Raw genomic sequence first — 16,680 nt, forward strand, 5'->3', positions numbered from 1 at the left:
GACCGGGTCGCGTCGTCCCCGGTCCGCGCCGCCGCGTCCGCCGTCACTCGTCGATCGCCGCGCCGAACGCGGAGCCGGTCGCGGGCGCGCCGAGCGCGGCCGCGCCGTACGACCAGGAACCCGCGGCGGTGATGCCGCCGGAGCCGGCGGAGAGCACCCAGACGAAGCCGTCGCCCGCGTTCTCGCCGGGCGCCGCGGCCAGCAGCCCGAAGCGGCCGTCGGCGTTCGGGTCGGTCAGCCGGACCTGCCCGCCCCACTTGTCGCCCTTCTCGGGGACGCCCGCGACGTCCGCCGAGTCCTGGTCCCAGGACGTCGCGCCCTCGCCGGTCAGCCCGCGGACCGCGCCGCGCAGCACCCAGACGGCGCCCGCGTCGGCCACCGTGCCGATGTCCTCGCCGGGCGCGCCGACCGCCAGGTCGTCGATGCCGTCGCCGTCGGTGTCCGCCACGGACAGGTCACCGCCCCAGCCGTCACCGGCCTCGGCGACCCCGGGCACACCGGGGGAGTGCTGCGTCCACCAGTCGGCCTCGGTGCCCAGGCCCTCCGCGCCGCCGTACCGCACGCCGACCACACCGCCGGTCGGCGTCGCGCCGCCGTCGTCGGGGGAGTGCGGCTCACCGGTGACGAGGTCGTCGTAGCCGTCGCCGTTGACGTCGCCGGACGCGGCGACCGGACCGCCGCGCACACTGCGGTCGTAGGCCAGACCGTCGGCGTGCCCGGACAGCAGGTCCGACCAGCCGTGCCCCGGTTCGTCGCCGACGCTGACGCCGGAGACCACGAGGTCGGCGAAGCCGTTGCCGTCGTAGTCGCCGGTGGTCAGGGACTCCGGCTGGATGTCGCGCTGCTCGGCGGCGGCGGACAGCCCGCGCTCCGCGCGCTGCCTCAGGGCGCCGGACGCCGCGCCGTCGTACCCGTAGATCCTCAGGTCGTCCCTTCCGAGTACGGCGAGCAGGTCGCCCGGGGTGTCGCCGGTGAAGTGCGCCGCCGCGAGCCCGGTGCCGAACTGTGCGCCCGCGGCGGGCTCCTCGGCCTGGAGCCAGTCACCGGCCGCGCCCGTCAGACCGGACTGCGAACCCCACAGGACCGCGACGCCGCCCGCGTCCGCGACGGTGCCGATGTCCTCGCCCGGGATGCCGATGACCGCGTCGTCGTAGCCGTCCGCGTCGAGGTCGCCCGTCGCGACGGCCCGGCCGAACGCGTCGCCTGCCTCCGCCGCGCCCGCCACCCCGGACGTAAACTGGCTGAACCGCGCGGCACCACTGGTGCCGATGCCCCTCGACGAGCCGTACTGCACGGTGACGAGCCCGGCGCCCTTCGCGCCGCTGACGGTCGCGCCGGGCGCGCCGACGAGCACGTCCTCGTACCCGTCGCCGTTGAAGTCGCTGTTGCGGTCACCGGCCCGGGTGCCGCCCGGCGTGCCCGCCTGGGCCGCCGGGGCGGCGGCGAGCACCGCGCCGGTCATGAGGAGGAACGAGGCCGCGGCGAGGGCGGCCGAACGGTTCGTGCGCATGTACGGCTCCTGACAGTGAGGACGTCCGGGCAGCGCGGGGGGATGTCCGGAAAGGGCCCGTTCCTCGTCCGGCGTCCAGTTCGACACCGGATGGGAGGCAAGGGTTGTACCGGATTCCACCGAGAGCGCAACGCCCGCGCCTTCCCCCGGCGGCGATCGCTCCTAGGCTTGAGGGGTGAGCAACCGAGCGTCGCAAGCGCCGAACGAAGCCCGCGTCATCCCCCTGCGCCCGGCTGCGGCGAGGCCCGCGCCGGCCCCCGCCCCGGCGCGGCTGCCGCAGGAGTCGCGGCCCGTCCGGGTGGACCAGGAGGCGCCGCCCGCGCCCAGGGAGCCGCTGTGGCGGGACCTCGTGGGCGATGTGCTGCGCCGCGAACGCCTCGCCCAGCGGCGGACGCTGAAGGATGTCGCCGACGCGGCGCGGATCTCCCTGCCCTACCTCTCCGAGCTGGAGCGCGGCCGCAAGGAGGCCTCCTCGGAGGTCCTCGCGGCCGCGGCGCAGGCGCTCGGTCTCGGCCTCGCCGATCTGCTGGGCCTCGCCCGGGGCGAGCTGGTGCGCCTCGACCGCGTCCGGCGGACGGGCAGCCGCACCGGCCGGAGCGGCGCCACCCCGTCGGCCTCGACGTCCCGGTACAACGGGCTGTGCCTGGTGGCCTGACCGGCACCGGGACCGCCGGGCCGGGGCGACCGGTACCGTGACCGCCGTGACCGCAGGGGCCCGAGTGACCGGCCCCGGCTCACACCCGGGCGAACCGGCGGCTCAGCACCTCGTCGGCCAGCCCGTACGCCACCGCCTCCTGCGCGGTGAAGACCTTGTCGCGGTCCATGTCCGCGCGCAGGGCCGCCACGTCGTGGCCGGTGTGCCGGGACAGCACCTCCTCCACCTGGGCGCGGATCCGCGACATCTCCTTGGCCTGGAGGCTGAGGTCGGAGACCGTGCCCTGCCGTCCGCCGCTGGCCGGCTGCCCGAGCAGCACCCGGGCGTGTTCGAGCACGAACCGCCGTCCCGGGTCACCGCCCGCAAGGAGCACCGCCGCCGTCGAGGCCGCCTGCCCGACGCAGAACGTCGAGATCGGCGCCTGCACGAACGTCATCGTGTCGTAGATCGCCATGAGCGAGGTGTACGAGCCGCCGGGCGAGTTGATGTAGATCGCGATCTCGTTCTCCGGGCTCGACGACTCCAGGTGGAGGAGTTGCGCGATGACGACGTTGGCCACCCCGTCGTCGATCTCCGTGCCGAGGAAGATGATCCGCTCGGACAGCAGCCGGCTGAAGACGTCGTACGACCGCTCGCCCTGCGGGGTCCGCTCGACGACGTTCGGAATCGTGTAGGTGCCCATGTCACAGTCCCATCCGTCGGCGGGAGGCGGCGGGCCGGACGTCCTCCAGGGACGCAACGACCCGGTCGACCATCCCGTACTCCCGTGCCTGTTCGGCCGTGAACCAGCGGTCGCGGTCGCCGTCCCGGGAGATCGTCTCCTCGCTCTGCCCGGTGTGCTCGGCGGTGATCCGCTCGATGGCCTTCTTGGTGAACTCCAGGTTCTCCGCCTGGATCTCGATGTCGGCGGTGGTGCCGCCGATCCCGGCCGACGGCTGGTGCATCATGATCCGCGCGTTGGGCAGCGCGAAGCGCTTGCCGTGCGTGCCCACGCTCAGCAGGAACTGGCCCATGCTGGCGGCGAACCCCATGGCGAGGGTGGCGACGTCGTTCGGGATCAGCCGCATGGTGTCGTAGATGGCGAGGCCCGCGGTGACCGAGCCGCCGGGGCTGTTGATGTACAGGCTGATGTCGGTCCGCGGGTCCTCCGCCGAGAGCAGCAGCAGCTGGGCGCAGACCCGGTTCGCGGAGACCTCGTCGACCTGGGTGCCGAGGAGGACGATGCGCTGCCCGAGCAGCTGGGCCGCCAGATGGTCGTCGAACCGGGTCGCGGGGGTGTCGCCCTCTTCCGCGGTGATGAGTGGAGTGAACGCTGTCATCGGGTCTCCTTGTCGTGAGCGGCCGTTGTCGCCGCGCACTCCACTCTTGACCCGGACGCGCCCCCGGAAGGCTTTTCTCTGCTCGCGGCAGATTCGCCGCGAGCAGAGGAACCGAAGAGCTGCTTTCAGCGGGCTGCGTCCTCGCGCAGTTCCCGGAAGAACGCCCGGACGTCCCCGACCAGGAGTTCCGGTTCCTCCATCGCGGCGAAATGGCCGCCCCGGTCGAATTCCGTCCACCGCACGATGGTGTTCGTGCGGTCCGCGATGTGGCGCAGCGGTACGAAATTGTCGTGCGGGAAGACGGCCAGCGCGGTGGGCGTAACCGACGGCTCGGGCGGTTCGCCCCAGTAACCGGCGTGTGCCCGCTCGTAGTAGATACGGGCCGACGAACCGGCCGTCCCGGTCAGCCAGTACAGCATCACGTTGGTGAGCAGGTGGTCCCGGTCGACGGCGTCCTCGGGGCGCTCGCCGGAGTCCGTCCACTGCCTGAACTTCTCGGCGATCCAGGCGAGTTGGCCGACGGGCGAGTCCGTCAGGGCGTACGACAGGGTCTGCGGTCTGGTGGACTGGATGTCGGCGTAGCCCTGTTCGTCGCGGGCCCAGCGCCGGCCGCGCTCCCAGGAGGCGAGGGTCCGCTCGCGCTCCGCCGGGCTCAGCGCGGCCAGTTCCTCCTCGGTGGGTTCGGCGGTCGCGGAGGATCCGGGGAGCAGGTTCAGATGAACGCCGATCACGTTCTCCGGGCGGATCCGGCCCAGTTCGCGGGAGATCGCCGCGCCCCAGTCACCGCCCTGGACGCCGTAGCGCTCGTGGCCGAGGCGGCGCATCAGTTCCGCGAGAGCGGCGGCGGTCCGTTTGAATTCCCAGCCGGTCTCCCGGGTGGGTCCGGAGAAACCGAATCCGGGAATGCTCGGCAGGATCAGATGGAACGCGTCCGCGGGGTCACCGCCATGGGCCCGGGGGTCGGTCAGCGGTCCGGCGACGTCGAGGAATTCGGCGAAGGAACCGGGCCAGCCGTGCGTCATCAGCAGCGGGGTGGCCGCCGGTTCCGGGGAGCGCAGGTGCGCGAAGTGCACGGTGGCGCCGTCGATCTCCGTGCGGAACTGCGGCCAGGCGTTCAGCCGGGCTTCGGCCGCCCGCCAGTCGTACGCGCGGAGCCAGTACCCGGCCAGTTCCCGCAGGTAGTCGCGCGGTACGCCGTAGTCCCAGCCGACACCGGGCAGCTCGTCGGGCCACCGGGTACGCTCCAGGCGCTGCCGCAGGTCGTCCAGGTCGCTCTCGGGGATGTCGATGCGGAAGGGCCGGATGTCCGTGGGCCCGGCCGGGGTGTTCGTGTCCATGGTCAGCGAGATTAACGGCGTGCCGCCGATGAGTTCCGGGGCGCGGACCGGTCTGTACAGGTGACGATGTTCCGCCCGAGGAGGTAGCGCATGTCCACCGATGGATTCACCACCTGCCTGTGGTTCGACGGCCAGGCGGAGGACGCGGCCGAGTTCTACGTCTCGGTCTTCAAGGACTCGCAGATCGGCAAGGTCAGCCACTACACGGAGGCCGGTCCCGGTCCCGCCGGCTCCGTGGTCACCGTCGCGTTCACGGCCAACGGCCAGAAGTTCGTCGCGCTGAACGGCGGCCCGGAGTTCAAGTTCACCGAGGCCGTTTCGTTCTCGATCCTCTGCGACGACCAGGCGGAGATCGACTACTACTGGAGCCGGCTGACCGAGGGCGGCGGCCAGGAGGGCCCCTGCGGCTGGCTCAAGGACAGGTTCGGCCTGTCCTGGCAGGTCGTCCCGGCCCGGCTCATCGACATGGTCAGCGACCCGGACCCCGAGAAGGCGGCCCGCACGACGCGGGTCATGCTCTCCTCGGGCAAGTTCGACATCGCGGCGCTGACGGCGGCGTACGAGGGCAGGTAGCGGGGACCCGGCGTGACGCACGGCGGCGGCCCGGACGGGTGCCGTCGCGCGTCACGCGGTCACGCACGTCACGCGCGCGGGGCGGCGGTGTGTCACGCGCGCCGCCCCGCCCGTCACGCCGGCAGCCCGCCGTGCAGCGCCGTGTACGCGCCGCCGCGGGCCAGCAGTTCCTCGTGCGAGCCGATCTCCCGTATCTCCCCGTCGCGCATCACCACGATGCGGTCCGCGCCCCGGATCGTGGACAGCCGGTGCGCCACGACGAACGTGGTCCGGCCGCGCAGCAGCCGGGCCAGCGCCTGCTGCACCAGCGCCTCCGACTGGGTGTCGAGCGCCGAGGTGGCCTCGTCCAGGATCAGCACCCGGGGGTCCCTGATCAGCGCCCGTGCGATCGCGAGCCGCTGCCGCTGGCCGCCCGAGAGCCGGGCCCCGTGCTCGCCCACCCGGGTGTCGAGCCCCTTCGGCAGCCGCTCCACGAACTCCAGCGCGTTGGCGTCCCGCAGCGCACGCCGCACGGTGGCCTCGTCGGCGTCGTCCATCCCGTAGGCGACGTTCTCCCGGACCGTGCCGTCGAAGAGGATCGACTCCTGCGGCACCACCGAGACGAACCTGCGGTACGTCCGCAGGTCCAGCGTCCGCATGTCGGTCCCGTCGAGCAGCAGCCGGCCCGACGTGGGGCGGATGAACCCGATCACCAGGTTGAGCACCGTCGACTTGCCGGCGCCCGAGGCGCCCACGAGGGCGACGGTCTCGCCGGGGGAGACCCGCAGCGAGAAGTCGCGGACGGCGGTGCGGTCCTCGTCGTAGGCGAACCCGACGTGCTCGAAGGCGACGGCGCCGCGCAGCGAGCGCAGCTCCGCCTTGCCCTCGTTGTCCTCCAGCTCGGGCGCCTGGAGCACCTCGCCCACCGAGCGCACCGACTCCAGGCCCTTGGTGATGACGGGCGCGAGCGCGGCGAGCGTCGTCGTGGAGTTGGTCAGCGTGGTCAGGAACGCGCTCAGCATGACGACGTCGCCCGCGGTGATGTCCCAGACGCCGTAGTACGCGATCAGCGCCGCGCCGGTCAGGAACAGCAGGCCGACCACGTTCAGGAACACCCAGGCCAGCGAGCCGAACCGCCCGTTGAGCAGATCGAGGCGCAGCCCCGAACTGAGGACCTTGCTCAGGGTGTGGTCCATCCGGCGCAGCGCCTTGCGCTCCAGGCCGTGCGCCCGGGTGACCGGGATCAGCCGGGTCATCTCGGTCACCTGCGAGGAGAGGTGCTCGACCTCGTGGCGGAAGTCCTCGTTGTGGCTGCGCAGCCGGGTCCGCAGCCGGGCCACGAGCGCGGCGGCGACCGGCACCACGCACAGGAACACGGGCAGGAACTGCGGGGTGCGCACCGCGATGATGACCAGGCCGCCGGTCAGCACGGTGAGCGCGCCGAGCCCGGTCTCTGCGGTCTGCTGCACCATCTGCTCGACGGTCTCGACGTCCCGGACCACCTTGGCCTGGAGGACGCCCGCGCTGACCCGGGAGTGGTAGCCGATGGACAGCTGCTGCATCCGGGTGCAGAGCGCCGACCGCAGCCCGGTGCCCATGCGCCGCACGCTGCCGTACAGCAGGCGGACGTAGAGCAGGTGCAGGGGCAGGTTGACCGCGAGGATGAACATCAGGATCCCCGTGCTGAGCCACAGCTCGCGGATCGGTCCGTGCCGGACGACGGTGTCGATGATCGACGCGGTGATCAGCGGCAGCAGCCAGACCGGGCTGTGCTTGACGGTGAAGACGACGATCGCGGCGGCGAGCCGCCACCTGTCGGCGCGGAACAGGTAGGCGAGTGTGCGGACCGGGTGCTCGCCCCGGTAGCGGTGGTCGAGCGGCCTCTCCACGGACGCCATCGGCGGTTGTCCTCCCCAGTGTGACCAGCGGTGTGGCAAGCGGTCTGGCAAGTGGTGTGGCAAACAGTGTGACCAGCGATGTGGCAAGCGCTTACTGCCCAAGCCGCGGCAGGCTACACGCGGTTGCGGCGATCACATGGCGAGGGAGCGGACGAGGAGGTCCAGGCCCGAGCAGCCCTGACCGCCCGACGGGTCCAGGGCGTACAGCCAGTACACCGTGGCGAGCAGCGCCAGGAGCACCGCGAGCGCGACGCACGCGGACCCCGCCGCGAGCCGCCTCGGCCAGACCGCCGCCCCGGCCCCGCCCCGGCGCACGGCGGCGAACACCAGCAGGCAGCCCACCGCGCACATGACCCCTGCCCACGAGGTGACGTACATCCGCGGGGAGGGTCCCGGACAGCGGCAGTCCTGATGCGTGTCGGAGTCGAAGGCCAGGCGCGCGGCGAGCAGTCCGGCCGCCGCGGCGGCGAGCGGCGGCACGAGCAGGACCCGTCGGCGCCGGGCGGAGGTGGAGGCGGAGGTGGTGGCTGTCGTGGTCATCGGTACCAGTGATTATCAGGGAATCGTGAACTTCCGCGCGGGCGGCTCCCGTCCGGGCCCGGCCCGTCAGCGGGAGTGCGCGGCGATCGTCCGGGTGATCTCGCGGGTGACGCGCTCGATACCGGGGGAGCGGACCGGGCACGGCTTCGGCTTCGACGTGGTGGGGGCCAGGCAGAAGTGCAGGGGGTCGTCGTCCCGGTGCAGCGCCGTGCGGTCCTGCTCAGGCCGGGTGCAGTACGCCGGGTGGTCGCGTTCGTACGCGGTGCACGGCAGGTACTGGGACCAGGTGTAGCGGGCCGACGCGGGGGCGACCGTCCGGCCCGCGTCGGCGACCAGACCGCCCGAGGCCTTCGCCTGCCGCGCGTAGAGGCCGTTCACCCGCCGCACCCGGTCCGGGGTGACCGGGTCCGGGCCCTGTGCCACCCAGACGATCACCGGCCGCCGGGTGCCGCCGGCCGCCGCGATCTGCTCGGCGAGCCGGTCCGCGTCGGCGGCGAGCCGCGTGAAGTAGGTGCCGCGCGCCTTGTCGTACGTGATGCCGTCCATGCAGGGCGTGTAGCCCCAGGAGTTGCCCCAGAACTGGAGCACGACGAAGTCCGGCCGCACCGAGCGGACCAGCGCGGCGGCCTTGTCGGCGGCGGGCACGAGGGACCGGTCCGCGGTGCCCTCCAGGTAGTCGCAGAGGGTGGTGCCCGAGTAGGGGGCGCTGGTGTACCGGGCGTGCAACTGCGTACGCAGCGCCTGTCCGAGCACCCGCTGGTTCTCCATCGCGAGCGAGTCGCCGAGGTAGAGGACGGTGGGGGCGGGGACCGAGGCCCGGCTTCCGGCGGGGCTCGGGCCCGGACTCGTGCCGGACGGGCCGGCGGCCCGCTGGTGTGTGGTGGCGGGCGCGGGCGGTGCCGCCCCGGACGGCGACACCGGATCGCCGCAGCCGCCGAGCAGCAGCCCGGCCAGCACGACCAGCATGGTCTGCGCGATCCCCGGGACCCATGGCTTCCGCATGCAGCAACTCCCGCCCCGCGCACCGAAAGGGCCCCCAGGCAAGCACAGCCGCGAAGAAGGCGGAAGAGAGGCGGAGGACAGGCGGAGGACAGACAGGGGAGCGGCACGAGAGAGGCAGGGGGCGGGTGGCCGGAACCCTTCCGAGTGATTGTCGTGTTCTCGTCATTGACGCCCCGCCCGTCCTCCGATCGAATTCCTCTGTCCGTCCGGCGCTGGTTGCGACATGACGCTTGCAAGGGGTGAACGCCGTGTTCAAAGGCGCCAAGGCGCTGCTCGTCCCGCTCGCCGTGCTGCTGGGGGCCGCCACGCCCGCGGTGGCGCAGGAGGCGACGGCCCCGCCGCCGTCCGCCCACGGTTGGGTCGGCACCTGGGAGTCGCCCTCGACGGTCGGCGCGGCCACGGCCGACGTCGCCGCGGGCGACTCGCTGCGCCAGGTCGTGCACGTCAGCGTCGGCGGTCCGCGGATCCGTGTCCGGCTGTCCAACGAGTTCGGCGCCGAGCCGCTCGTCCTGGGCCGGGTGACCGTCGCGGTACGGGCGGACGGCGCCGACGCCGTGCCCGGCTCGGTACGGCGGGTCTCCTTCCGCAGCCGTACCGTCCCCGCCGGACGGGACGCCGTGAGCGAACCGGTCGCGATCGACGTCGCCCCCGACAGCGACCTGCTGGTGAGCGCCCACCTGCCCCGCGTGCCCGGACTCCAGACCGTCCACCCGCTGGCCCAGCAGACCGCCTACGTGGCCAGGTCCGCCGACCACGCGGCCGACGTCTCGGGCGCCGCCTACACCGCGACCAGCGGGCAGCGCTTCTACGTGACGGGCGTGGACGTCGTGAACCGCCCGGCCCGCGGCGCGGTGGTCGCCTTCGGCGACTCGATCACCGACGGTTACGGCTCCACCCAGGGGGCGAACCACCGCTGGCCCGACTATCTCTCGGACCGGCTCCAGAAGCTGCCGCGCTCGCGTCAACTGGGTGTCCTCAACGCCGGGATCAGCGGCAACCGGCTGCTCCTCGACGGCGGCGGCTTCGGCGTGAAGGCCCTCGACCGGCTCGACGAGGACATCTTCTCCCGCACCGACGTGCGCACCCTGGTCCTCATGGAGGGCATCAACGACATCCAGCAGGATCCGCACCAGACGGACCCCGCGGCGATCACGGCCGCGTACCGGGAGATCGTGCGGCAGGCGCACGCGCACGGCATCAAGGTCATCGGCTCCACCCTGACCCCGTTCAAGGGCTGGCAGGTCTACGACGAGACGCTGGAGGCGACCCGCCTCGCCGTCAACGACTACATCCGCACCAGCGGCCTCTTCGACGAGGTCGTCGACTTCGACCGGGCCGTGCGCGACCCCGCCGACCCGCTGCGCATCCTGCCCGCCTACGACATGGGCGACCACCTGCACCCGAACGACGCCGGGTACGCGGCGATGGCGGCGGCCGTCGACCTCAGGACCCTGTAGCGCCCGCGCCGCCCGGCAGGTCGTTCACCAGGACGGCCGCCCCCTCGAAGCGGCCCGCCTTCAGGTCCGCGAGGGCCTGGGGCGCCCGCGACAGCGGATAGGCGTGCGTCGTGGCGCGTACGCCGTACCGGGCGGCCAGGGCGAGGAACTCCCGCGCGTCCGCACGGGTGTTGGCGGTGACGCTGCGCACCTCCTTCTCGTAGAACAGCTCCCGTTCGTAGCGCAGCGGGGGCACGTCGCTCAGGTGGATGCCGGCGACGGCCAGGACGCCGCCGCGGTCGAGGGCGCGCAGGGCGACCGGGACGAGGCTGCCGACGGGTGCGAACAGGATGGCGCTGTCCAGGGGCTCCGGCGGCGCCTCGTACGCGCCGCCCGCCGAGGCCGCCCCCAGTTCCAGCGCGAGCCGCCGCGCGACCGGGTCCCGTGTCAGTACGTGGACGCGGGCGCCCTGGGCGAGCGCCACCTGCGCGCACAGATGGGCGCTGCCGCCGAACCCGTACAGGCCGAGGCGGCCGCCCTCGGGCAGGGCGGAGCGCAGCAGCGCGCGGTAGCCGATGATGCCCGCGCAGAGCAGCGGGGCGAGGGCCACGTCGCCGACGTCCGCGGGCAGCCGGTGGGCGAAGGCGGCCGGCACGGTGGTGTACTCGGCGTAGCCGCCGTCGGCGTCCCAGCCCGTGTAGCGGGAGCCGGGACAGAGGTTCTCGGCGCCGCGCGCGCAGTACGCGCACGTGCCGTCGGTACGGCGCAGCCACGCGACGCCGACCCGGTCGCCCGGCGCGTAGCCGCTCACCCCGGTCCCCGTCGCGGCCACCACACCCACCACCTCGTGCCCCGGGACGACGCCCGGCCGGTGCACGGGCAGGTCGCCCTCGGTGACGTGCAGGTCGGTGCGGCACACCCCGCAGGCCCTGACGTGGACGAGGAGTTCGTCCGCCGCCGGTACCGGGACCGGCTTCTCCACCCAGCGCAGCGGCCCCCGCTCGACCGGCCCGGGGCGGGCCACTTCCCATGCGTGCATCATCGCGGCCATGCGTGCACCCCGCGTCCCGTCGGCGGCCGTCCGTCCCTGCTCCCATGGTGCCGCGCCCGTCCCGGCCCGGCGGGTTCGCGCACCGGCCGCGCGGTCCGGCCGCGCGCTGACTAGCGTGAGACACGTCACCATTCACCCGATCGAGGAAGGTCGGAGTCATGGCCGTACAACCAGAAGGAACACCCTGCTGGGCCGACGCCATGTTCGGCGACGTCGAGGGAGCCAAGCGTTTCTACGGTGACGTGCTCGGCTGGACGTTCGGCGAGTCGTCGACCGAGTACGGGAACTACACGCAGGCGTACGCGGACGGCAGGGCGGTCGCCGCCGTCGTACCGCCGATGCCCGGGCAGGAGGGGCAGTCCGCCTGGTGCCTGTACCTGGCGTCACCGGACGCGGCGGCGACGGCCCGCGCGATCCGGGACAACGGCGGCGAGGTGCTGATGGAGCCCATGCGCGTCGGCGACTTCGGCACCATGCTGCTGGCCCGGGACCCGGGCGGCGTCGTCTTCGGCGTGTGGCAGGGCGGCACCCACGAGGGCTTCGAGGCGACGGCGGTACCGGGCGCGTACTGCTGGGCCGAGGTGTTCACCCGCGAGCCGGAGAAGTCGGACGCGTTCTTCCCGGCGGTCTTCCCCTACCGCATGCAGCGGATGGAGGACGAGCACATCGACTTCCGCGGCTACAGCCTCGGTGCGGAGCCGGTCCTCGGCCGGATGCGGATGGCCGACGACTTCCCGCCCGAGGTCCCGCCGTACGTCAACGTCTACTTCGCCGTCGCGGACTGCGACGCCACGGTCGCGAAGGCCACCGAGCGCGGCGCCGTCCTGCGCTACGGCCCCACGGACAGTCCGTTCGGGCGCTTCGCCGCGATCGGCGACCCGCAGGGCGCGGCCTTCTCCGTCATCGACACCACGACCACGAAGGGCGAGCTGCCCAAGCTCTCCGACGTGACGTGACGTGACGTGAGGCGGAGCGCTCTGGAGCGCATCGGCCGGGGGCCGCGCCCCCGGCCGGTGGATTGCGGCCGGAACGACGGCAACCGCCGTCGCGCGTGTCCTCGTCTCTCCCGGCGACCGCAGCCGTCCCGCGCGGCTCGCCCACCCTCCACCGGGACCGGGAGTGACAGACACGCATGCTCCGTATCCACTTCACCCCGCACGATCTGCAGAACGTCCGCGTGGCCCGGCAACCGGACCCGCTGTGGGAGCTGATCTGCGGTGTCTGCCGGCTGGAAACCGGGCAGGGACCGCTCGAATTCGGCCACTGGCGCCGCTCGGCGCGCGCCCGCATCGCCGCCGACCCGGCCGCGGCCCACGCCCTCGGCCCGGTGCGGCAACTGGTCCCCGCCGCCGGCTACATCCCGGACTTCCTCACCCCGCCGGTCACCGGTGAGGGCCTGTCCGCGGGCCTGGAGCTGGTCCGCGGCACCCCGCGCCCCCGGCTGGTCCGCGAGCTGACCCGGCTCGCCGAGTCCCGCCCCGTCCCCGCCTGGGCCACCACCCTCGGCCGGCCGGGCGCGCGCGACGGCCTCGGACTCCTCACCCAGGCGCTCGCACGCTCCTTCCGCACCCTCCTGGAGCCGTACTGGCCGCAGATCCGCTCCGCCGTCGCGGACGACGTCGCTCTGCGCGGCCGCACGCTCCTCGACGGCGGAACCCAGGCCCTGCTCGACGGGCTGCGCCCGCTGGCCCACTGGCGCGCCCCGGTGCTGGAGGTCGACTATCCGGTCCGGCGCGAACTGCATCTGGAGGGGCGCGGGCTGCTCCTCGTCCCCTCCTTCTTCTGCTGGCGCAGGCCGACCGCCCTCGCGGACCCCGGGCTCGACCCGGTGCTCGTCTACCCGGTGGCCAAGATCCCGCCGGCGGCCGCCCGCACCGGCGGGGACGGCCTGGAGAAGCTGCTCGGCCGGACCCGGGCCACGGTGCTCACGGCGGTGGCGGGTCCGGGCGCCCGCAGCAGCTCGGAGGTGGCGGAGGCGGTCGGGATCTCGCTGCCCAGCGTGAGCTACCAGATCGGGGTGCTGCGGGACGGCGGCCTGGTCGCCAGCCACCGCGACGGCAAGTACGTCCTGCACACCGCCACGCCGCTGGGCCGCCGGCTGATCACCGGCAGCGGCGGCCGACCCCGGCCCGGAGCGGCCACCGGCCCGTGGCATGATCGGGGGCATGTCTGAACGCGTTGTGGCCGCCTGTGACGGGGCGTCGAAGGGAAACCCCGGACCCGCCGGCTGGGCCTGGGTGGTCGCCGACGGCGCCGAGACCCCGGACCGCTGGGAGGCGGGACCGCTGGGCACGGCGACCAACAACGTCGCGGAACTGACCGCGCTGGAGCGCCTGTTGACGGCGGTCGCGGCGGACGTCCCGCTGGAGATCCGGATGGACTCCCAGTACGCCATGAAGGCCGTGACGACCTGGCTGCCCGGCTGGAAGCGCAAGGGCTGGAAGACCGCCGCGGGCAAGCCGGTCGCCAACCAGGAGCTGGTCGTCCGCATCGACGAACTGCTCGCGGGCCGCTCCGTGGAGTTCCGCTACGTGCCCGCGCACCAGGTCGACGGCGACCGCCTGAACGACTTCGCGGACCGTGCCGCGAGCCAGGCGGCCACCGTCCAGGAGCCCGCGGGCAGCGACCTCGGCTCCCCGGAGCCGCCGCCGTCCCCGGACACCCCCAAGGCGGGCGCCCCGCGCCGCAAGCCGGGCGGCAAGCCGTCCCGGACCGGCGCCGCCACGTCGCGTACGGGCGGCCCGGCGCGGACGATCAAGGCCAAGTTCCCCGGCCGGTGCGTCTGCGGGCGCTCCTACGGCGCGGGTGAGCCCATCGCGAAGAACCCGCAGGGCTGGGGGCACCCGGAGTGCCGTACGGCCGGGGCCGAGGCCGCGTCGTAGGCGCGGCGGGGGTCACGCGACGGTGCCGCGCCAGCCGCCCGTCTCCAGGCCCCGGGACTCGATGAACCGCTTGAAGCGCTCCAGGTCCCCCTTGGTCTGACGCTTGACGAGGCCGAGCTTGTCGCCGACGGTCTCCGTCAGGCCCTCGGGCTGGAACTCGAGCTGGAGCATCACCTTCGTGCGGCCCGGATCGAGATGGTGGAAGGTGACCACACCGGCCTGCCTGGCCTCGCCCGCGACGGTCGTCCAGGCGACCCGCTCGTCCGGTATCTGCTCGGTGATCTCGGCGTCGAACTCCCGGTGCACGCCGTTGACGTTGGTGACCCAGTGGGTGAGGGTGTCGCCGCGCTGCTCGATGCGCTCCACGCCGCTCATGAACTCGGGGAACGTCTCGAACTGCGTCCACTGGTTGTACGCGGTGTGCACGGGGACGGCGACCTCGATGGATTCCTCGACCTGAGACACGCCTTACCTCCTTGTCGCCGTGTCCGGACCGTCCGGACACGACGGCGCGGGTACCCGGGCCCCCGGAGCCGAATCCCCGACTTCCGCCCGGACGGCCCCGGTTAGGGCGTGTTGCGAAAGTCCCGCCTGACGCCGCGCGGCCCGCCCTTCGGGCGAACGACGGGACTTTCGCAACACGCCCTAGGCGCGCGGCGGTGAGCGGTCAGCTCAGCCGGACAGCGGGGCGCCGCAGCGGTTGCAGTAGCGGGCGTCGCTCTCGGCGGCCATGCGCCCGCACTCGGCGCAGACGAGATGCAGCAGACAGGCCGGATCGCCGCCGGTGGCCGCGACCGGGCGCGCACCGGCGGGCGGCACGGTCACCCCGGTCCGGGCGGGGCGCACCGTCAGACAGAACGCGCCGTCGTCGCCCGCGTGCAGCCGGACGTGCGGACCCGCGGGCAGCCACACGGCCGTCCGCGCGGTCAGCTCCCGGCTGCCGTCCGCGGCGTGCAGATGAGCGGCGCCCTCCAGGACGACGACGAGCAGTTCGCGGTCGACCGGCCGCTCGACCGCTCCGCCCGGCGGCAGCCGGACGGTCGCCGCATCCGGGGCGGCGTCAGGCCCGGCGCCGTGCCACAGGGGCTCCGGCCGGCCGGTGACGTCACGGGCGGGCTCGTCCAGGGCGGCGACGAGCGGGGCGGGGTGCGGGCGCATGACGGAGCCTCCGGAAGAAGATATCCACACTCTTGTCGCTGTTCGTTGGTAATTGCCCGATTCAATGATTCGATGCAATGGCCCGATTCTGTACGGCGAACACACGAAGGGGAATGCGCGTGAAGATCGCGTGCGTCGGCGGCGGACCCGCGAGCCTCTACTTCTCGATCCTGATGAAACGCCAGGACCCCGCGCACGACATCACCGTGTACGAGCGGAACCGGCCCGGTGCGACGTACGGCTGGGGTGTCACCTACTGGGGCGCGCTGCTCGGCGAACTCAGGGAGCGCGATCCCGAATCGGCGCGCGCGGTCGAGGAGAACTCCGTGCGCTGGAGCGACGGCGTGGCGCACGTCGGCGACCGCACGACGGTGCACCACGGCGACGAGGGCTTCGGCATCGGCCGCCGCCGGCTGCTCGAACTGCTCGCCGCGCGCGCCGGCTCCCTGGGCGTACGGCTGGAGTACGAGCACGAGATCGCGGCCGGCGACCCCCTGCCCGAGGCGGACCTGGTGGTCGCGGGCGACGGGGTGCACAGCGCGCTGCGCGAGCGGTACGCCGGCCACTTCGGCAGCGACGTCGCCCTCGGCCGCAACCGCTACATCTGGCTCGGCACCACGAAGGTCTTCGACTCCTTCACCTTCTCCTTCGTCGAGACCGGCCACGGCTGGATCTGGTGCTACGGCTACGGGTACAGCGCGGAGCACAGCACCTGCGTCGTCGAGTGCGCCCCTCAGACCTGGCGGGGCCTCGGCCTCGACCGGGCGGGCGAGGCCGAGGGGCTCGCGCTGCTGGAGCGCCTCTTCGCCCGCGTCCTCGACGGCCACCGGCTGATCGGCCGGGCGCACGCGGACGGCAGCGCCCAGTGGCTGCACTTCCGCACCATCGGCAACCGCACCTGGCACCGCGACAACGTCGTCCTGCTCGGCGACGCCGCCCACACCACCCACTACTCCATCGGCGCGGGCACCACCCTCGCCCTCCAGGACGCCATGGCCCTGACGGACGCCCTGCACGCGCACCGCGACCCCCACGCGGCCCTCGGCCACTACGAACGCGTACGCAAGTCGGCGCTCCTGCCGGTGCGCAGCGCGGCCCGGCACAGCGCCCAGTGGTACGAGAACCTGCCGCGCTACATCCATCTCCCGCCCGAGCGGATGTTCGCCCTGCTGGGCCAGCGGCACTCCCCGCTGCTGCCGTACGTACCCCCGCAGCTCTACTACCGGCTCGACCGGGCGGCCGGCCGGCTCGGCGCGCTGCGCCGGCTCAAGCGGTGGCTGGGCCCGCGGCTGGCGCGCACGATCGAGGCCCGCTAGGGGCCGCGCGCTCCGGGTCCGCCG

The 16,680-nt window shown here is 73.5% G+C and carries 17 protein-coding genes; 7 read left to right on the forward strand and 10 right to left on the reverse strand.

The genetic code is table 11. From position 1 onward, the window contains the following. Positions 1–43: 43 nt before the first annotated feature. The gene (locus ACFV6E_RS36900) at positions 44–1,510 is read right to left on the reverse strand and encodes an FG-GAP repeat protein (RefSeq protein ID WP_385467695.1); all 1,467 of its coding nucleotides are present in this window, start codon (positions 1,508–1,510) and stop codon (positions 44–46) included. A gap of 175 nt (positions 1,511–1,685) precedes the next feature. Between ACFV6E_RS36900 and ACFV6E_RS36905 the strand changes: the two genes are divergently transcribed. Beyond that, positions 1,686–2,165: a helix-turn-helix domain-containing protein gene (locus ACFV6E_RS36905; RefSeq protein WP_385175194.1), complete on the forward strand. Its 480-nt coding sequence runs from the start codon at positions 1,686–1,688 to the stop codon at positions 2,163–2,165. Between the two features lie 79 nt (positions 2,166–2,244). On the opposite strand, the gene ACFV6E_RS36910 is transcribed toward ACFV6E_RS36905, so the two are convergent. The 3 genes from ACFV6E_RS36910 to ACFV6E_RS36920 form a co-directional block, all read right to left on the reverse strand. After that, the gene (locus tag ACFV6E_RS36910) at positions 2,245–2,847 is read right to left on the reverse strand and encodes a ClpP family protease (protein WP_385175197.1); all 603 of its coding nucleotides are present in this window, start codon (positions 2,845–2,847) and stop codon (positions 2,245–2,247) included. 1 nt (position 2,848) lies between these two features. Next, positions 2,849–3,484, reverse strand: a complete 636-nt coding sequence (locus tag ACFV6E_RS36915; RefSeq protein WP_385175200.1) for an ATP-dependent Clp protease proteolytic subunit — start codon at positions 3,482–3,484, stop codon at positions 2,849–2,851. Between the two features lie 125 nt (positions 3,485–3,609). Beyond that, positions 3,610–4,821 (reverse strand): epoxide hydrolase family protein, encoded by a 1,212-nt coding sequence (locus tag ACFV6E_RS36920; protein WP_385467698.1) that lies wholly within the window; start codon positions 4,819–4,821, stop codon positions 3,610–3,612. Between the two features lie 90 nt (positions 4,822–4,911). On the opposite strand from ACFV6E_RS36920, the gene ACFV6E_RS36925 reads away from it, so the two are divergent. Beyond that, positions 4,912–5,394 carry a VOC family protein gene (locus ACFV6E_RS36925; RefSeq protein WP_385175206.1) on the forward strand — a complete coding sequence of 161 codons (483 nt, stop codon included), beginning with the start codon at positions 4,912–4,914 and terminating at the stop codon, positions 5,392–5,394. Positions 5,395–5,507: 113 nt separating this feature from the next. Here the strand turns inward: ACFV6E_RS36925 and ACFV6E_RS36930 are convergent, their stop codons facing one another. The 3 genes from ACFV6E_RS36930 to ACFV6E_RS36940 all read right to left on the reverse strand — a co-directional run bounded on the left by ACFV6E_RS36930 (position 5,508) and on the right by ACFV6E_RS36940 (position 8,813). Next, positions 5,508–7,271 carry an ABC transporter ATP-binding protein gene (locus ACFV6E_RS36930; RefSeq protein ID WP_385175209.1) on the reverse strand — a complete coding sequence of 588 codons (1,764 nt, stop codon included), beginning with the start codon at positions 7,269–7,271 and terminating at the stop codon, positions 5,508–5,510. A gap of 132 nt (positions 7,272–7,403) precedes the next feature. Then, the gene (locus ACFV6E_RS36935; protein ID WP_385467701.1) at positions 7,404–7,811 is read right to left on the reverse strand and encodes a hypothetical protein; all 408 of its coding nucleotides are present in this window, start codon (positions 7,809–7,811) and stop codon (positions 7,404–7,406) included. Positions 7,812–7,877: 66 nt separating this feature from the next. Further along, positions 7,878–8,813 carry an SGNH/GDSL hydrolase family protein gene (locus ACFV6E_RS36940; RefSeq protein WP_385175215.1) on the reverse strand — a complete coding sequence of 312 codons (936 nt, stop codon included), beginning with the start codon at positions 8,811–8,813 and terminating at the stop codon, positions 7,878–7,880. A gap of 239 nt (positions 8,814–9,052) precedes the next feature. On the opposite strand from ACFV6E_RS36940, the gene ACFV6E_RS36945 reads away from it, so the two are divergent. After that, complete coding sequence (locus ACFV6E_RS36945) at positions 9,053–10,270, forward strand: SGNH/GDSL hydrolase family protein (RefSeq protein ID WP_385175217.1); 1,218 nt, start codon at positions 9,053–9,055, stop codon at positions 10,268–10,270. Here ACFV6E_RS36945 and ACFV6E_RS36950 read toward each other — a convergent pair. Next, on the reverse strand, positions 10,257–11,288 hold the full coding sequence (locus ACFV6E_RS36950) for a zinc-binding alcohol dehydrogenase family protein (protein ID WP_385175232.1): 1,032 nt from the start codon (positions 11,286–11,288) through the stop codon (positions 10,257–10,259). The genes ACFV6E_RS36945 and ACFV6E_RS36950 overlap by 14 nt on opposite strands. A gap of 170 nt (positions 11,289–11,458) precedes the next feature. Between ACFV6E_RS36950 and ACFV6E_RS36955 the strand changes: the two genes are divergently transcribed. From ACFV6E_RS36955 to ACFV6E_RS36965, 3 genes are all read left to right on the forward strand, one after another. Further along, entirely contained in the window at positions 11,459–12,256 is a 798-nt protein-coding gene (locus ACFV6E_RS36955) for a VOC family protein (protein WP_385175220.1), read from the forward strand. 176 nt (positions 12,257–12,432) lie between these two features. Continuing rightward, positions 12,433–13,473, forward strand: a complete 1,041-nt coding sequence (locus ACFV6E_RS36960) for a helix-turn-helix domain-containing protein (protein WP_385467704.1) — start codon at positions 12,433–12,435, stop codon at positions 13,471–13,473. Then, positions 13,454–14,182, forward strand: a complete 729-nt coding sequence (locus tag ACFV6E_RS36965; RefSeq protein ID WP_385175226.1) for a ribonuclease H — start codon at positions 13,454–13,456, stop codon at positions 14,180–14,182. The genes ACFV6E_RS36960 and ACFV6E_RS36965 overlap by 20 nt, the downstream gene beginning before the upstream one ends. A gap of 12 nt (positions 14,183–14,194) precedes the next feature. Here ACFV6E_RS36965 and ACFV6E_RS36970 read toward each other — a convergent pair whose 3' ends face one another. Then, complete coding sequence (locus ACFV6E_RS36970; protein ID WP_385175229.1) at positions 14,195–14,647, reverse strand: SRPBCC family protein; 453 nt, start codon at positions 14,645–14,647, stop codon at positions 14,195–14,197. Positions 14,648–14,854: 207 nt separating this feature from the next. Continuing rightward, complete coding sequence (locus ACFV6E_RS36975; RefSeq protein ID WP_385172933.1) at positions 14,855–15,340, reverse strand: hypothetical protein; 486 nt, start codon at positions 15,338–15,340, stop codon at positions 14,855–14,857. A 119-nt stretch (positions 15,341–15,459) separates the two neighbouring features. Here ACFV6E_RS36975 and ACFV6E_RS36980 point away from each other — a divergent pair, with 119 nt between their 5' ends. Continuing rightward, positions 15,460–16,656 (forward strand): FAD-dependent monooxygenase, encoded by a 1,197-nt coding sequence (locus tag ACFV6E_RS36980; protein WP_385172936.1) that lies wholly within the window; start codon positions 15,460–15,462, stop codon positions 16,654–16,656. The last annotated feature ends 24 nt before the right edge of the window (positions 16,657–16,680 follow it).

The organism is Streptomyces sp. NPDC059785 (assembly GCF_042732375.1).
Taxonomy (GTDB): domain Bacteria; phylum Actinomycetota; class Actinomycetes; order Streptomycetales; family Streptomycetaceae; genus Streptomyces.

Coding starts and splice junctions, on each gene's coding strand:
- ACFV6E_RS36920 (WP_385467698.1), bottom strand. CDS start 4,821: ATGGACACGAACACCCCGGCCGGGCCCACGGACATCCGGCCCTTCCGC.
- ACFV6E_RS36930 (WP_385175209.1), bottom strand. CDS start 7,271: ATGGCGTCCGTGGAGAGGCCGCTCGACCACCGCTACCGGGGCGAGCAC.
- ACFV6E_RS36910 (WP_385175197.1), bottom strand. CDS start 2,847: ATGGGCACCTACACGATTCCGAACGTCGTCGAGCGGACCCCGCAGGGC.
- ACFV6E_RS36955 (WP_385175220.1), top strand. CDS start 11,459: ATGGCCGTACAACCAGAAGGAACACCCTGCTGGGCCGACGCCATGTTC.
- ACFV6E_RS36960 (WP_385467704.1), top strand. CDS start 12,433: ATGCTCCGTATCCACTTCACCCCGCACGATCTGCAGAACGTCCGCGTG.
- ACFV6E_RS36965 (WP_385175226.1), top strand. CDS start 13,454: ATGATCGGGGGCATGTCTGAACGCGTTGTGGCCGCCTGTGACGGGGCG.
- ACFV6E_RS36925 (WP_385175206.1), top strand. CDS start 4,912: ATGTCCACCGATGGATTCACCACCTGCCTGTGGTTCGACGGCCAGGCG.
- ACFV6E_RS36915 (WP_385175200.1), bottom strand. CDS start 3,484: ATGACAGCGTTCACTCCACTCATCACCGCGGAAGAGGGCGACACCCCC.
- ACFV6E_RS36950 (WP_385175232.1), bottom strand. CDS start 11,288: ATGCACGCATGGGAAGTGGCCCGCCCCGGGCCGGTCGAGCGGGGGCCG.
- ACFV6E_RS36935 (WP_385467701.1), bottom strand. CDS start 7,811: ATGACCACGACAGCCACCACCTCCGCCTCCACCTCCGCCCGGCGCCGA.
- ACFV6E_RS36900 (WP_385467695.1), bottom strand. CDS start 1,510: ATGCGCACGAACCGTTCGGCCGCCCTCGCCGCGGCCTCGTTCCTCCTC.
- ACFV6E_RS36975 (WP_385172933.1), bottom strand. CDS start 15,340: ATGCGCCCGCACCCCGCCCCGCTCGTCGCCGCCCTGGACGAGCCCGCC.
- ACFV6E_RS36940 (WP_385175215.1), bottom strand. CDS start 8,813: ATGCGGAAGCCATGGGTCCCGGGGATCGCGCAGACCATGCTGGTCGTG.